The 15,405-nt window shown below is 62.3% G+C and carries 15 protein-coding genes and 1 pseudogene; 9 read left to right on the top strand and 7 right to left on the bottom strand.

Annotation, left to right across the window (positions count from 1 at the left end):
• Positions 1–111: 111 nt before the first annotated feature.
• Positions 112–1,725 carry an urea ABC transporter permease subunit UrtB gene (gene urtB / locus JQ558_RS26150; protein WP_212295582.1) on the bottom strand — a complete coding sequence of 538 codons (1,614 nt, stop codon included), beginning with the start codon at positions 1,723–1,725 and terminating at the stop codon, positions 112–114.
• 131 nt (positions 1,726–1,856) lie between these two features.
• Positions 1,857–3,173 carry an urea ABC transporter substrate-binding protein gene (gene urtA, locus JQ558_RS26145; RefSeq protein ID WP_212206297.1) on the bottom strand — a complete coding sequence of 439 codons (1,317 nt, stop codon included), beginning with the start codon at positions 3,171–3,173 and terminating at the stop codon, positions 1,857–1,859.
• Between the two features lie 559 nt (positions 3,174–3,732).
• Here urtA and JQ558_RS26140 point away from each other — a divergent pair.
• The 3 genes from JQ558_RS26140 (at position 3,733) to JQ558_RS26130 (ending at position 5,951) form a co-directional block, all read left to right on the top strand.
• On the top strand, positions 3,733–5,163 hold the full coding sequence (locus JQ558_RS26140; RefSeq protein ID WP_212206296.1) for a DEAD/DEAH box helicase: 1,431 nt from the start codon (positions 3,733–3,735) through the stop codon (positions 5,161–5,163).
• 23 nt (positions 5,164–5,186) lie between these two features.
• Complete coding sequence (gene infA / locus JQ558_RS26135) at positions 5,187–5,471, top strand: translation initiation factor IF-1 (RefSeq protein ID WP_211999774.1); 285 nt, start codon at positions 5,187–5,189, stop codon at positions 5,469–5,471.
• A 267-nt stretch (positions 5,472–5,738) separates the two neighbouring features.
• A complete protein-coding gene (locus JQ558_RS26130; protein WP_002714433.1) occupies positions 5,739–5,951 on the top strand; it encodes a cold-shock protein in 213 nt (70 codons plus the stop codon).
• 124 nt (positions 5,952–6,075) lie between these two features.
• Here the strand turns inward: JQ558_RS26130 and JQ558_RS26125 are convergent, their stop codons facing one another.
• The 5 genes from JQ558_RS26125 to JQ558_RS26105 form a co-directional block, all read right to left on the bottom strand.
• Positions 6,076–6,654, bottom strand: a complete 579-nt coding sequence (locus JQ558_RS26125; protein ID WP_409363377.1) for a TadE/TadG family type IV pilus assembly protein — start codon at positions 6,652–6,654, stop codon at positions 6,076–6,078.
• A 63-nt stretch (positions 6,655–6,717) separates the two neighbouring features.
• A complete protein-coding gene (locus JQ558_RS26120) occupies positions 6,718–7,251 on the bottom strand; it encodes a TadE/TadG family type IV pilus assembly protein (RefSeq protein WP_212206292.1) in 534 nt (177 codons plus the stop codon).
• A 115-nt stretch (positions 7,252–7,366) separates the two neighbouring features.
• Positions 7,367–8,182 (bottom strand): Flp pilus assembly protein CpaB, encoded by an 816-nt coding sequence (gene cpaB, locus JQ558_RS26115; protein WP_212206290.1) that lies wholly within the window; start codon positions 8,180–8,182, stop codon positions 7,367–7,369.
• Between the two features lie 156 nt (positions 8,183–8,338).
• Positions 8,339–9,166 carry a sterol desaturase family protein gene (locus tag JQ558_RS26110; protein WP_192737156.1) on the bottom strand — a complete coding sequence of 276 codons (828 nt, stop codon included), beginning with the start codon at positions 9,164–9,166 and terminating at the stop codon, positions 8,339–8,341.
• Positions 9,167–9,371: 205 nt separating this feature from the next.
• A complete protein-coding gene (locus JQ558_RS26105; RefSeq protein ID WP_212295581.1) occupies positions 9,372–10,202 on the bottom strand; it encodes a sterol desaturase family protein in 831 nt (276 codons plus the stop codon).
• 308 nt (positions 10,203–10,510) lie between these two features.
• On the opposite strand from JQ558_RS26105, the gene JQ558_RS26100 reads away from it, so the two are divergent.
• From JQ558_RS26100 to JQ558_RS26075, 6 genes and pseudogenes are all read left to right on the top strand, one after another.
• Positions 10,511–10,675, top strand: coding sequence for a Flp family type IVb pilin (locus JQ558_RS26100; RefSeq protein ID WP_192737154.1), 165 nt, complete (start codon positions 10,511–10,513; stop codon positions 10,673–10,675).
• A gap of 219 nt (positions 10,676–10,894) precedes the next feature.
• On the top strand, positions 10,895–11,419 hold the full coding sequence (locus JQ558_RS26095) for a prepilin peptidase (RefSeq protein WP_212206280.1): 525 nt from the start codon (positions 10,895–10,897) through the stop codon (positions 11,417–11,419).
• A 127-nt stretch (positions 11,420–11,546) separates the two neighbouring features.
• Positions 11,547–11,777: pseudogene (locus JQ558_RS26090) on the top strand (Flp pilus assembly protein CpaB); the annotation flags it as partial.
• A 116-nt stretch (positions 11,778–11,893) separates the two neighbouring features.
• The gene (locus tag JQ558_RS26085) at positions 11,894–13,378 is read left to right on the top strand and encodes a type II and III secretion system protein family protein (RefSeq protein ID WP_212206276.1); all 1,485 of its coding nucleotides are present in this window, start codon (positions 11,894–11,896) and stop codon (positions 13,376–13,378) included.
• A gap of 9 nt (positions 13,379–13,387) precedes the next feature.
• The gene (locus JQ558_RS26080) at positions 13,388–14,137 is read left to right on the top strand and encodes a CpaD family pilus assembly protein (protein ID WP_212295579.1); all 750 of its coding nucleotides are present in this window, start codon (positions 13,388–13,390) and stop codon (positions 14,135–14,137) included.
• Entirely contained in the window at positions 14,134–15,405 is a 1,272-nt protein-coding gene (locus JQ558_RS26075; RefSeq protein ID WP_212206272.1) for an AAA family ATPase, read from the top strand. The genes JQ558_RS26080 and JQ558_RS26075 overlap by 4 nt, the downstream gene beginning before the upstream one ends.

The raw sequence follows: 15,405 nt of genomic DNA, 5'->3' as shown, positions 1-15,405 counted from the left end.
CTCCACTAGGCGACGGCGCTCGTGGACAGACCCCCACCCCAGCCCTCCCCCGCAAGCGGGAGAGGGAGTCAGAGCGCAGCGCGGTGAAGCATCCCATTGCAATAAGCGGCGTCATGCTTCGATCGCCCGTCCCTTGAGCGCGAACAGGCCGCGCGGCCGCTTCTGGATGAACAGGATGATCAGCACCAGGATCGCGATCTTGCCGAGCACGGCGCCCGCCACCGGCTCCAGGAACTTGTTGGCGATGCCGAGCGTGAAGGCCCCCACCAGCGTGCCCCAGAGATTACCAACGCCGCCGAACACCACCACCATGAAGCTGTCGATGATGTAGCTCTGGCCGAGGTTGGGGCTGACATTGTCGATCTGCGACAGCGCCACGCCGGCGATCCCGGCGATGCCGGAGCCGAGGCCGAAGGTAAGCGCGTCGACGCGCGAGGTGGCGATGCCCATCGACGCCGCCATGCGGCGGTTCTGCGTCACCGCGCGCATCTCGAGCCCGAGCGCCGTGTAGCGCAGCATCGCGAGCAGGATGGCGAACACCGCCAGCGTGAAGCAGAGGATCCAGAGCCGGTTATAGGTGATGGTGATCTGGCCGAGTTCGAACGCGCCGCTCATCCAGGTCGGATTGCCGACTTCGCGGTTGGTGGGGCCGAACGCGGTGCGCACCGCCTGCTGCAGCACCAGCGAGAGGCCCCAGGTCGCGAGCAGGGTTTCCAGCGGGCGGCCGTAGAGGAAGCGGATGATGCTGCGCTCGATCAGGACGCCGATCGCGCCCGCAACAAGGAAGGCCGATGGCACCGCGATCAGCAGCGAATAGTCGAACAGGCCGGGATAGCTGGTGCGGATGACCTCCTGCACCACGAAGGTGGTGTAGGCGCCCAGCATCACCATTTCGCCGTGGGCCATGTTGATGACGCCCATCACGCCGAAGGTGATCGCAAGCCCGATCGCCGCCAGCAGCAGCACCGAGCCGAGCGACAGGCCGTACCAGGCGTTCTGCACCATCGACCACATGGCAAGATTGCTCTGGATCGCGGAGATCGCACCGGCCGCGGCCTGCGCCACCGGCGGCGACGCATCGCTGCCGAGGCCCGTCAACAGCGCGAGCGCTTCCTGATCGCCGCGCGCCTTGATGATGGCGATGGACTCCAGCTTCTCGGCGTCTGACGCATCCGACTTGTAGAGCAGGATGGCGGCGCGGGCCTCGGCAAACGCCGCCTTCACCGCCTTGTTGGTCTCTTTGGCCAGCGCGCCGTCGATGACCGGAAGGGCGGCTTCGTCATGGCTCTTGAAGACCGATTGGGCGGCCGTCAGCCGCTTGGCCGGATCTGGCGACAGCAGCGTCAGACCGCCGAGGGCGGCCTCCACGGTGCGGCGCAGGCGGTTGTTGAGGCGGACGGCAGCGGCACCCGCGGGCAGGCTGGCCACCGCAGCCCCGGTCGCCGCATCGATGATCTTGCCGTCGGCCCCCGTGACGAAAACTTTCTTGGATTCCGGATCGGCCGACAGCCGGCCATCCTGCAGCGCGCTGATGATCGGAAAAGCCAGCGGATTGCCCGAGGTCGCGACCGCGCCGATCGCCTCGTCGGTGTCGGAGAACTCGTCATTGGCGAATTTAGCGACCGCATCCTCGAACGGTCCCGCCAGCGCCGGCACAGCGAACGCTGCGATCAGGAAAAATGACAGAACAAGCGCGCGAAGACGGTCAAGGAAATTGGCAGGCACGTTACGACCCCGGCAGGAGTAAGTGGAAGGCGGCGACATCGCCGCCTTCCGGGTCTTCTTTTTCTCTTGGAAGTTTCTTGTTGCAGTCAGATCATGATCCTTCGGACCAGATCCTTCGGATCAGATCGGGGTCAGGAGCCCTGACCGCCGCACTTGTTGGTCTTGGTGTTGTAGTTGCCGCACTTCTTGCCAACCCAATCGCCGATCAGGTCCTTGGAGCCATCGAGCTCCTTCGACCATGCATCGCCGGCCACCAGGCCCGGGGTCTTCCACACCACGTCGAACTGGCCATTGGCTTTGATTTCGCCAATGAACACCGGCTTGGTGATGTGATGGTTCGGAAGCATCTTCGAGGTGCCGCCGGTCAGGTTCTTGGCTTCGATGCCGGGCAGCGCGTCGATCACCTTGTCCGGATCAGTCGACTTCACCTTTTCGACCGCCTTGACCCACATCTCGAAACCGATGACGTGTGCTTCCATCGGGTCGTTGGTCACGCGCTTCGGGTTCTTGGTGTAGGCCTGCCAGGCCTTGATGAACTTCTCGTTGGCCGGATCCTTGATCGACTGGAAGTAGTTCCAGGCGGCCAGATGGCCGAGCAGCGGCTTGGTGTCGATGCCGGCGAGCTCTTCTTCGCCGACCGAGAACGCGACAACCGGAATGTCGGTCGCCTTGATGCCCTGGTTGCCGAGCTCCTTGTAGAAGGGAACGTTGGCGTCGCCGTTGATGGTGGAAACGACGGCGGTCTTCTTGCCGGCCGAACCGAACTTCTTGATGTCGGCCACGATCGTCTGCCAGTCACTGTGACCGAACGGCGTGTAGTTGATCATGATGTCTTCCTGCTTGACGCCCTTCGACTTCAAGTAGGCTTCGAGGATCTTGTTGGTGGTGCGCGGATAGACGTAGTCGGTGCCGGCCAGCACCCAGCGCTTCACCTTCTCGTCCTTCATCAGATAGTCGACGGCCGGGATCGCCTGCTGGTTCGGCGCCGCCCCGGTGTAGAACACGTTGCGCTCGCTCTCCTCGCCCTCGTACTGCACGGGGTAGAACAGGATCGAGTTCAGCTCCTTGAACACCGGGAGCACGGATTTGCGCGACACCGAGGTCCAGCAGCCGAACACGACAGAGACCTTGTCCTTGGTGATCAGCTCGCGGGCCTTTTCCGCGAACAGCGGCCAGTTCGACGCCGGGTCGACCACGACGGCCTCGAGCTTCTTGCCGAGTATGCCGCCCTTCTTGTTCTGCTCGTCGATCAGGAAGAGGACGGTGTCCTTCAGCGTGGTTTCGCTGATCGCCATGGTGCCGGAAAGCGAATGCAGCACGCCGACCTTGATGGTCTCCTGCGCCTGCGCGCTGCCGAATGCGGCCAGGCCCAAAACCAGGCCCGCGGTCGCCGCCAGCCAGCGGCGGCGGCTCAGCGTCGCTATATCGTGGGTAAGTTGTGTAAGCATGAAATGTCATCTCCCTGACGCAGGCGTGAAACGCTGCGAAACGGCCCCAACGGCCGCCTGCGTTAACGGAATCGCAAGAAGCGTGCCACGGCCTGAGCACAGGGTAAGTCTATAGAATCGCAGTATAATCTTCCGCTTGCGGGAAATCGCCGAGAAGTCCGCCTATTTTTTGGGCCGACAAAATGTATTCTTTTACGGCAAACAGTCTATATTTTAGGCAAAATAGGCCATTTGTCTAATTTTACGGCACGAAAATTTGGCGATGCAGGCCAACGAGAGTGCACCGGGACTTGCGAATTTCCGGCTGTTTCTTAACCGCGCCAGCATATCCGGCGATTTACCTTGAAAGCGCCGCGTTCATGTTCCATATGAGCCCCGTGACCTAGAGAATCATCAGGTCCTTGCGAGCCGCGTGTTCTGATCCCGTTCAACGGTTTCTGGCTTGCCCCTTCAGCCTAGCAAAACCGACGCCCCAAACACGCGGGTGTCTCAGACACCCCTCGCGCGCTCCTGGCTGTATCGGCCGGGCGCCTGCCTTTTTAATGGAAAGAACCCTCTTTTGACCTCCTTTCAGGATTTCGGCCTTGCCGATCCCATTTCGCGTGCCCTCAAGGAAGAAAATTACCTCACCCCGACGCCCATCCAGGCCCAGACCGTCCCCCTCGCAATGACCGGCCGTGACGTCGTCGGCATCGCCCAGACCGGCACCGGCAAGACCGCAGCCTTCGCGCTGCCGATCCTGCACCGCATTCTGGAGAACCGCATCCGGGTGCAGCCCAAGAGCTGCCGCGTGCTGGTGCTCTCGCCGACCCGAGAATTGTCGGGTCAGATCCTCGACAGCTTCAACGCCTATGGCCGCCACATCCGCCTCTCCTCGGCACTCGCGATCGGCGGCGTGCCGATGGGCCGTCAGGTCCGTTCCGTGATGCAGGGCGTCGAAGTCATGGTGGCCACCCCCGGCCGCCTGCTCGATCTGGTGCAGAGCAACGGCCTCAAGCTGGGCCAGGTCGAGTTCCTGGTGCTCGACGAAGCGGACCGCATGCTCGACATGGGCTTCATCAACGACATCCGAAAAATCGTCGGCAAACTGCCGATCAAGCGGCAGACGCTGTTCTTCTCGGCGACCATGCCCAAGGACATCGCCGAGCTCGCCGAAGCGATGCTGCGCGACCCCGCCCGCGTGGCGGTGACGCCGGTGGCCTCCACCGTGGAACGCATCACCCAGCGCATCATCCAGGTCGATTTCGCGGCCAAGCAGGGCATACTGGCCCAACTCCTGAAGCAGGAACCGGTCGACCGCGCGCTGATCTTCACCCGCACCAAGCATGGCGCCGACAAGGTGGTGAAGGCGCTTGCCAAGTCCGGCATCAACGCGAACGCCATCCATGGCAACAAGTCGCAGAACCACCGCGAGCGCGTGCTGGCGGCGTTCCGCACCGGCGAGATCCGCACCCTGGTCGCCACCGACATCGCCGCCCGCGGCATCGACGTCGACGGCATCAGCCATGTGGTGAATTTCGATCTGCCGAACGTGCCGGAAACCTACGTCCACCGGATCGGCCGCACCGCGCGTGCCGGCGCCGAAGGCGTTGCGATCTCGCTGATCGCAGGCGCCGAGGAAATGGGTTATCTGCGCGACATCGAGCGGCTGATCCGCGTGGCGCTGCCCCGCGAAGACCGCCGCACACCGGGCACCCGGGATGCAGCTCCCGCGCCGTCCCAGAACCGGGGCGGCCGGTCCGCACCGCGCGGCCATTCCGCCCACGGCCATGGCCATGGCGGCCGTTCCCATGAGCAATCGCCGGGCTCAAAAGGCCCTCGCCGTCCCCGCCGCGGTGGTGGTAATAATGCCGCGTCGCAGCCGACCCGGCATGAGTCGCCGCGTCCGGCGCAGGGTGGCAACAGCGAAAGCATTCAAGGCGTCGCCTTCTTGCATCGCGAGAGCCGCCCGAATACCCAACCCAACCGTACCCATCGGCCGCAGCGCTAGCCTCGATCGATCTGGAGACAAATATGGCTAAAGAAGAGCTGATCCAGTTCGAAGGACTGGTGACCGAAATCCTCCCCGACGCGCGCTACCGCGTGCAGCTCGACGCAGGACACGAAATTGTTGCCTACACCGCCGGTAAAATGAAGAAGAACCGGATCAAGACGCTGGCAGGCGATCGGGTCACGATCGAAATGTCGCCCTATGATCTGGAGAAGGGCCGGCTGATTTTCCGTCACAAGGATGAGCGCCCCTCGAGCGGTCCCCCGCGTGGTGCACCGCCGCGTGGCGGCCAGTTCCGCCGCCGGTAACGGGCTTCCAGCGACCGATTGCCATCGTGCCCGACAGATGATGTCGGCGCGCGATGGACCGGGCTTGCCCTGTTCAAAAAATCGTGCACGTCAGGATTGTTTTGGACCCCTTGATCGAATAATATTGGGCATCGATTTTCGGCCGGACGACATTAGCTATCCACCGGTACAGCCGGTTTAGACGCTGACGACCCTTCCAAAAATTCGATCTCACCAGCCCATCGAGAGGTGGGCTACGACTAGTATATCTGAGAAGGGACTACCCCCGTGAGCATGGGAACCGTGAAGTGGTTTAACGCAACCAAGGGCTATGGCTTCATCCAGCCGGATGACGGCGGCAATGACGTGTTCGTGCACATCAGCGCTGTCGAACGTGCCGGTCTTGGTACGCTGCGTGAAGGCCAGAAGATCAGCTACGAAATCGTGGCCGATCGTCGCTCTGGCAAATCTTCGGCCGACAATCTGCGCGCCGCTGGATGAGTGATTTTTCAGGACGCCCGGCGCGCCCTTGAAAATTGCTTCGAAATAACGAAAGGCCGCGCCCATGGCGCGGCCTTTTTTCCTACCTCGGATTCATCCCGCGCCATTGATCTGCGCGACGGCGTTACGACTTCGTGCAAACCGTGGTGTTGTACATCACGCACAGCGATTGGCGCGGGCGCGTATAGGTGAAGTCGGTCAAATTGATCCCCGCCTTCGCCATCACATAGCCGATGGCCGGGACGTATTTGTAGCTGACCTCGCTGTAAATCAGATAGGTGTCGCCGACCTGCAGCGCGCTCGGAATCGCCACCGTGCTTCCGGTCCCGCGCGGCACCGCGCCCTTGCTCCACTGCACCCGGGCGATCTTGGTAGTGGGATCGACATACAGTTCCGTGATCGTGGAATTGAGCGGCGCGGCCGAATAGGGCGTCATGATGCCGGTGGAGGCGTTGAAGATGTTGGTCAGCTGGGCGTCGGTGACCGAGACGTTCTGCGACGTCAGATCCGACAGCGTCCGCGCCATCAGCGTCACCTTGCGGTCGACCGCGACGCCGGACGAGAACTCGACCGTGCCGAAAAACAGCACCAGCATCAGAGGTACGACCATGGCGAATTCGACGGCGGCCAGACCCCTGGTATCGCCGGACAGATCGAGCGCCGAGCGCCGCATGCGAAGCCAGATTCCACTCATCAGACTCATCGCCTTGCCTATCTTGTCTTGACGCGTTTTCTCAACGCAAACCGGGTCGCTTGAAAAATGCTTCTAGAAAGGTTCATTCTGGAACGCCGCGGTCGCGCTCAACAGCCGCTTGCTGCCGCTGAGATTCGAGATGTCATAGCCGAACTTGGTGACCAGTATCGGCCATTGATAGAACAGCCGCACCACGACGATGTCGCCGGGGCCGCCGGGGCTGTAATTGTTCGTCGGCACGAAATTCTTGCTGGCGTCGATCGGGTTGCTGACGTTGACGCTGCTGAACTGGGGATAGCTCTGCACGTCGACGGAGATTCCGTTGCAATCGAACAGCGCGGCGACCTTGCTGCAGACATAGGTCTTGAACTGCGCCTGGGTGTAGGCGGCGTTCTGCGCCTGACCGGTCATGATCATGCGCGCCGAATCCTGCGTCACGGTCTCGAGCACCTGGCTGGCAAAGAACATGAACGCCGTCTCGATGATCGCGAACAGCAGCGCAAAGAACATCGGCGCGACCAGCGCAAACTCGACCACGGTGGAGCCACCGCGATTGCGGCAAAAACGGCGCAACAACTGGCTGAAGGAGCGGATATGCGACGGCATCGAAGCGACCTCAGGCGCAAGCGGAACTGCCGTCATGAGTAGCCGAAACAGATTGTCGAAGTGTTTCGCCGGATAGAAGCAGAACGACCCGCGCCGTTAAGCGGACGTTAACCCTCTAGCGCCGGGCACAAAGTGGCGTGCAGCTCAGCACGTCGGCGCTGGTGCTTCCGCGGTAAACCGTGACCAGTTTGCTGTTGCCGGTTGAAGCAACGGCGGTCGTTTTGCTGTCTGCGATGCTGCGCAGCGCCAGTGACAAACTCCCGCTCAGGCGTGCTTTTCCCAGAACCTCGACTTCATCAGGCGTCATTTCCAGCGTCGCCGTTTTTCCCAGCACCGCGTTTTGGCCCTCTTTTTCCTTGGGGGCCTGGTCGATGGCGAGAACGCGGACATTGGTCAGAACGGTCTGGGAGGAGATGATATCGGGCGGCTGCCCCGCGCCATCGATACTCTGCTGCTTCTCGCGCTTCGACAGAATCACGTCGACGCGGTCGTTCGGCAGAATGAAGCCGCCCGCCCCGGTTTCGGCCGAGATTTCAGTCGAGACGGCCCGCATTCCCGTCGGCAGGATCGCCGCCATGAACCCTGACCCGTTCGCCTTGACCAATTTCTGCTCGCGAATCGGTTCTCCCGCGATGAACGGCATGCGGGCGATGGAGCCAACGATTTGGGTGATGGCCTCGGGCCGGTCCTTCTTGCGAATGAAGCTGCCGCTTGAAGACGACTCGGTCCAGGTCTGCCACTGCAGGTTTTCGGCGGCGACAGTCTGGCCAAGGCCGATGTCATCCTTGGCCACGAGCACATCCACCGTCGGCAGTTGCGGTACTGCTGCGACCGGTGCGGGAGCTTCTTTGTCGATACCGCTCGCAAGGTATGCGGCAACACCGCCAGCACTGATTGCGATGGCCAGAACGATAATTCGGGCGGTGTTCATACGCTTTTACTCATACATGACGCAGCGACGCTTCCGGCGCTGAAGCGAGTCTAGCCAGACATAGGTCAAAGCAAGGTTAAGGGAGCGCATCGAAGTCGCGTTAACAAGCCTCGTAGTCGGGAACCGGACTGACGCCCGACGGTTCGCGTTCCGAGCCTATTTCCGGAATGGATAGGCCAGTTGCCCGGCGATCTCGCGCGGGAAGGTCGACTGATCGTCGACACCGTAATTGTCCGGCAAACGGTCTTTGGGCATCCGGAAGGTTCCGAACAGGATGTCCCAGAGCGGAAAGGTGCCCGCGAAGTTGGTATTGCCGCCCTCTTCCTGCGCGGTGTGATGCCAGCGGTGGAAGACCGGGGTGGCAAGCACGTATTTGAACGGGCCGAGCGTCCAGTTCAGATTGGCGTGAACGAACGCCGAATGGAAAATGTTGAAAGGGCCAAGCCACAGCATCACGTTCGGCGAAATACCCGCCATCAGCAACGCGACGTCGATCCCGATGGTGCCGAGCAACAGGTTGACGGGGTGAAAGCGCGCCGCCGAAATCCAGTCCACATCCTCGGAGGAATGATGGATGGCGTGGTATTTCCAGAAGCCGCCGCCATGGAACATTCGGTGCAGCCAGTACATCATGAAATCAGCGAGCACCAAAAACAGCACCGCCTGCAGCCACAGCGGCAGCGTCGACAGCGGCCCATGGCCATTGTCATAGAAGGCGATCAGTTCGTCGGCGTCATGAATTTGGAACACCAGGGCGGCGCCGAGCACCAATAGCCCGATCCGGAACACGCGGGCGAACAGCGGCACCAGGAACCAGTAGGCGAGATCGGTCACGAGTTCGCGCTTGCGCCACCACGGCCGGCCGGGATTGCAGGCCCAGAAATGCGCCAGCACCGAAAACACCAGCGCCAGCGCGATCGTCACCGGCACCACAATGGCCATCGTCTGGCCAAGCATCTCGACGATTTCCAGGCCCAGGAACATTGCCGCTTCTTAGCACCTTGCGCGATCTGGCGTCTCGGCAGAACCGGATTTCTGCAAGACTCAAGGCGCGCAGCGTGCCGCGATCGGATTGGGCGGTCAATTCGGTCGTGACGAAAACTTCCGGCGGGAGGACCTCCAGGTCCCCGCGCTGGATACTTGACGCGTCTTGCTTGCGCGAAGCGGGTCGTGCTGGCTCGAAAAGGCGCTACTGGCGAAACGGATAGGCTAACTGCCCACCGATTTCGTTCGGCACCGACTGATCGGCGTCGACGCCGTAATTATCCGGCAGCTTGTTTTCCGGCATCCGGAACGTTCCGAACATAATATCCCAGAGCGGGAAGGTGCCGGCAAAATTGGTGTTGCCGCCCTCTTCCTGCGAGGTGTGATGCCAGCGGTGGAACACCGGCGTCGCCAGTACATATTTGAACGGGCCGAGCGTCCAGTTCAGATTGGCGTGGACGAAGGCCGAGTGGAAGGTCGTGAACGGCCCGACCCAGAGCATGATGTTGGGCGAGATGCCCGCCATCAACAGGATGACGTCCACCATGATCGTTCCGATGAACAGGTTGACGGGGTGAAACCGCGCCGCGGAAATCCACTCGAGATCTTCCGAAGAATGATGGATCGCGTGGTACTTCCAGAAGCCGCCGCTGTGAAACATGCGGTGCAGCCAGTACAGCATGAAGTCGGAGGCAACCAGGAACAGCAGTGCCTGCACCCAGAGCGGAAGCGCGGCCAACGGCCCGTGGCCATTGTCGTAGAATGCGACCAGCTCGTCGACGTCATGAATGTTGAAGACAACACCGGCGCCGAGCACCAACAGCCCGATGCGGAGCACACGGGCGAAAACGGGAACGAAGAACCAGTAGCAGATGTCGGTGATGAGTTCGCGCTTGCGCCACCACGGCTTGCCTGGATTGCAGGCCCAGAAATGCGAGAGCACCGTGAACACCAGGGCGAGGCCGATCGTAACCGGCACCACCTTCGCCATGGTCTGGCCCATCATCTCGATGACTTCCAACGGCATACCCGACATGACTGCCTCGCTTGATGGGGAGATCCAAGGGGGTATCACCCTCGCGCTTAAGGAGCGGTGAATCCGGCACTGACCCGGGCCTGCGCGGCTGCGACAACAAGGCCCGCAACACTAAGCGCATTTTATCAACTGGCTTAATTCCGCGTTTACTCTGAGTGAGAACAGCGAGTTCCCCCCGGTTTTGCGCAATCGAATTAACTGCGCCGCAATGGTCCGGTTTTAGGGTGGCGTCATGGTCACGGTGCTGAGAACGCCGGCGAGACCAAATGATAGTTCGACCAGCCACGTGTACACAGGAGTTATCTATTATGAAGAATCTCGTTTCGCGTTTCGTCAAGGATGAGTCCGGCGCGACTGCCATCGAATACGGCCTGATTGCCGCCGGTATTGCGATCGCGATCATCACCGCCGTTCAGGGCGTCGGCGGCAAGCTGTCGACCAACTTCGGCACGATCTCGACCTCGCTGAAATAAGCGATCGTCGCAATCTGCTTCAAAGGCCCCGGGTCACCCGGGGCCTTTGTCGTTTGCGCGACTTGAGGGTCGTTTTCGAGACCCGGGGTTTTTGCGGGTCCGCCTCGTGCGGGCCGTTTTCCGATTGTTCACTTCTCGTCGATAGGTTCGCCGGATGCTGGAACGTCTTCTTTCAGGTCTTCCCGGCCTTCGCGTTGGCAGCACGGGCTGTGTGAATCCATGATCCTCGATATTGCCCGCCTCATGCTGTTTCCGGCCCTGATGGCGTTCGCGGCCGCGAGCGACCTTTTCACTATGACGATTTCGAACCGGATATCGCTGGCCCTGGTGGCCGGCTTTCTGGTTCTGGCGCCGCTGGGCGGAATGGGCCTGCACGATTTCCTGATGCATCTCGGCGCCGGCGCTGTTGTCCTCGTCGTGGCCTTTGGCTGTTTCGCGATGGGCTGGGTCGGCGGCGGCGACGCCAAGGTCGCGGCCGGGGTGGCGCTCTGGTTCGGCTTCGATCACCTGCTCAACTATCTGCTCTATGCCTCGCTGCTCGGCGGCGCCCTGACGCTGCTGCTGCTCTATGCCAGGCAATGGCCGCTACCCCGGCCGCTCACGGGGCAGGCCTGGCTGCTCCGCCTCCACGACAAACAGACCGGAATCCCCTACGGCATCGCGCTCGCGATCGGCGCGTTGATGGTCTATCCGGAGACCGAGTGGATCAAGTCGATCGACGTCACGCACCTCGCAATGCACTGATCCTTCGAACGGTAACGCACCGTTAAGGCAATTTACTCACGCCTCATTAACCATGCTTTGACGAATAGCTGGTCAACTCCCATCACGGCGGCGGAAGCGTCGCGGCGTTATGTGGAAAGTGAAGCGTATGAATACCGCTCGCATTGTCGTTTTGACCATCGCCATCGGCGCTGGCGGCATTGCCGCAGGTCTGGCCAGCGGATCCGACCACCAGCCTGTCGCGCCGGATCCGGTCGCGGAGCTGCAGACCATCGATATTCTGGTCGCCAACGGCGACATCGGCCTCGGCCAGTCGCTCAAGGCCAAGGATATGCAATGGCAGACCTGGCCGGCCGCGAGCGCCAGCGACAGTTTCATCAGCAACGCCAACGCGATGACACTGGCCCGTGCGCGCCAGAGCGGCGCGCCGTCGTTCGTCGGATACGGCTTGGTCAGCCAGCAGTCGGTGCAGACGTGACCGAAAGGACGCTCGTTATGAAGTGCAGGGGAAATCAGCCGATGCTGCGGACATTCATCGTCCGCGCCCTGTCGTTCTCGGCGGTCGCAGCCCTGACGCTCAATCCGGCCCTGACGCCGGTCAAGGCAAGCGACTATCGCGCCGCGGCGCCGGCGGCCATGGACGGGCAGATGAACGCGCGCACGGTTTCGCTCGGGATCGGAAAGTCGATCGTGATCGACCTGCCGCGCGACATCAAGGACGTGTTGGTGGCCGATCCGAAGATCGCCAACGCCGTCGTCCGCTCCTCCCAGCGTGCCTACATCATCGGCGCGGCGGTGGGCCAGACCAACATCGTATTCTTCGATTCGGCAGGCCAGCAGATCGCGGCCTATGACATCGCGGTCAAGCGCGACCTCAACGGCGTGCGTGCGGCGCTGAAGCAGACGCTGCCGAACTCGGACATCCATATCGACGGCGTCGGCGACGGCGTGGTGCTGACCGGCACGGCGGCAAGCCCGATCGACGCGCAGCAGGCCTTCGATCTGGCCTCCCGCCTCGCCGGCGGCACCGACAAGGTCGTCAATTCGATCGCCGTCCGCGGCCGCGACCAGGTGATGCTGAAGGTGACGGTTGCCGAAGTCGCGCGCAACATCATCAAGCAGATGGGCATCGACCTCACGGCCAGCATGACCTACGGCACGGCGGTGGTGAACTTCAGCAACGCCAACCCGTTTACCGCCTATGGCCGTCCGCTGGTCCCAGGCAACGTCGCATCGGGAACGTTCGGCGGCGGCAACGTCCCGTCGGTGACGGCTACCCTTCGCGCCATGGAAAGCGCCGGCGTGGTGCGGACGCTGGCCGAACCCAATTTGACCGCTATTTCCGGTGAGTCCGCCACCTTCATCGCCGGCGGCGAGTTTCCAGTTCCCGCAGGCTATTCCTGCGACCCGATCACGCGCGTTTGTACGACCCAGATCCAGTTCAAGAAGTTCGGCATTTCGCTCAATTTCACGCCGGTCGTGCTGACCGAAGGCCGCATCAGCCTGCGCGTGATGACCGAAGTATCCGAACTGTCCAACGACAACTCGATCACGTTGACCCAGTCGCTCAGCTCCGCGGGCACCAACTCGCTGACCATTCCCTCGATCAAGACCCGCCGTGCGGAGACGACGTTGGAAATCCCGTCGGGCGGCGCGATGGCGATGGCCGGCCTGATCCAGGAGCAGACCAAGCAGGCCATCAATGGCTTCCCGGGTCTGGCGCAATTGCCGGTGCTCGGCACGCTGTTCCGCAGCCGCGACTTCGTCAACAGCCAGACCGAGCTGATGGTCCTGGTCACCCCTTACGTGGTTCGCGCGGTGGCGCAGAAGGATCTTTCGCGCCCCGATGACGGGTTCGCCAACGCTTCCGATCCGCAGACCGATCTGCTCGGCAGCATCAATCGCGTCTACGGCGTTCCGGGCCGCAGCAATGAGCCGGGACGGAAATATCGCGGCACCTACGGCTTTATTACGGACTGAGGCGGGACGATGACACGACAAAGCACATCCGCAGTAACCGCCGACCGCAAGCGCGCTCTCCGCCTCGCGGGAGCGCTAATCGGTCTTGCCGTGGTGCTGGGCGCCTGCAAGCACACCGACCCGGTGGCGACGGCAAGCGTGCCGGACGATTATCGCCTGCGTCATCCGATCGCGATTCAGGAAGCCGATCGCACGGTGATCGTATTCGTCGGCCGTGGCCGCGGCGGACTTTCCGCGAACCAGCGCTCCGATGTGATGGGAATGGCGCAGACCTGGCTCAAGGAGGGCACCGGCGGCATCACCATCGACATGCCCACCGATACGCCGAACGCGCGCGCTGCCAGCGAATCATTGCGCGAGATCCAGGCGACGTTCGCCGCTGCCGGCGTCCCGCCGCGCGCGGTCGCCATACGCCAGTATCGTCCCGAGGACCCCAGGCACATGGCGGCGATCCGGCTGACTTATCCGAAGATCTCGGCCACCGCCGGGCCCTGCGGCCTGTGGCCCGACGACCTCGGACCGTCCGTCAACAACCGGGGCTATTTCGAAAACAAGCCCTATTACAATCTCGGTTGCTCCAATCAGCGCAATCTTGCCGCGATGGTCGATAATCCGTCGGATCTCGTGCAGCCGCGCGAGGAGACACCCGCCTATACGCCGCGGCGCAACATCGCCTTCGACAAATATCGCAAGGGTACGTCAACCACGACCGCTTATCCCGAAGCCGACAAGGCCAAACTCAGCGATACAGGCAAATGATCAGCTACTCGCGCCAGACCCCCGAACAGCAGCCGGACGGCCCGCCGCCGTCGACGGAAGATCATATCGCGCCGGCGCCGCGGGTGTCCGTCCAGGCATTCTGCGAGACGGTGGAAACCGCTGCGGCTGTGCAATCGGCCGGCGAAGACCGCCGTCTCGGCAAAGCTCATTTGAAGATCCAGATGGGCGGCATGGCCGCCGCCATCGAGGCCTATCGCTCCGCGCCGACACCGAACGTGATCATCCTGGAAACCGAGGGCCGCAACGATATCCTGCTCGGTCTCGATCAGTTGGCCACCGTGTGCGACGCCGGAACCCGCGTGATCGTGATCGGCCGCATCAACGACGTCACGCTGTACCGCGAGCTGGTGCGCCGCGGCGTCAGCGACTACGTGATCGCCCCCGTCACCGCCATCGACGTCGTCCGCGCGGTGTGCAACCTGTTCTCGGCGCCCGAAGCCAAGGCGGTCGGCCGCATCATTGCCGTGGTTGGCGCCAAGGGCGGCGTCGGCTCGTCCACCGTCGCGCATAACGTCGCCTGGGCGATCGCCCGCGATCTGGCGCTGGATTCGGTGGTCGCCGACCTCGACCTCGCCTTCGGCACCGCCGGCCTCGACTACAATCAGGACCCGCCGCAGGGCATCGCCGACGCCGTGTTCTCGCCCGACCGGGTCGATACCGCCTTCATCGACCGTCTGCTGTCGAAATGTACCGACCATCTCAGCCTGCTCGCGGCGCCAGCGACGCTCGACAGGGTCTATGATTTTGGCGCTGACGCTTTCGATGCGATCTTCGACACGCTTCGCACCACGATGCCCTGCATCGTGCTCGACGTCCCCCATCAGTGGTCGGGATGGACCAAGCGCGCGCTGATCGCAGCCGACGATATTCTGATCGTGGCGGCGCCCGATCTGGCCAATTTGCGCAACACCAAGAACATCTACGACCTCTTGAAGGCGTCGCGGCCGAACGACCGCGCGCCGCTCTACTGCCTCAACCAGGTCGGCATTCCGAAGCGCCCCGAGATCCCCGCCAGCGAATTCGCCAAGGCCATGGAGAGCCAGCCGATCGCCACGATCCCGTTCGAGCCGCAGATGTTCGGCTCGGCCGCCAATAACGGCCAGATGATTGCGGAAATTTCCGCCAATCACCGGACCACCGAGATGTTCCTGCAGATTGCGCAGCGGTTGACAGGCCGCGGCGAGACCAAGAAGCCGAAGGGGTCGTTCCTGTCGCCCCTGATCGAGAAGTTGCGGGCCAAGAAGTAA

The organism is Bradyrhizobium sp. AUGA SZCCT0160, from assembly GCF_018130105.1.
Classification (GTDB): Bacteria; Pseudomonadota; Alphaproteobacteria; order Rhizobiales; family Xanthobacteraceae; genus Bradyrhizobium.
Note: the sequence above shows the minus strand (reverse complement) of the source record. Positions and strands in the feature narration are given on the sequence as shown.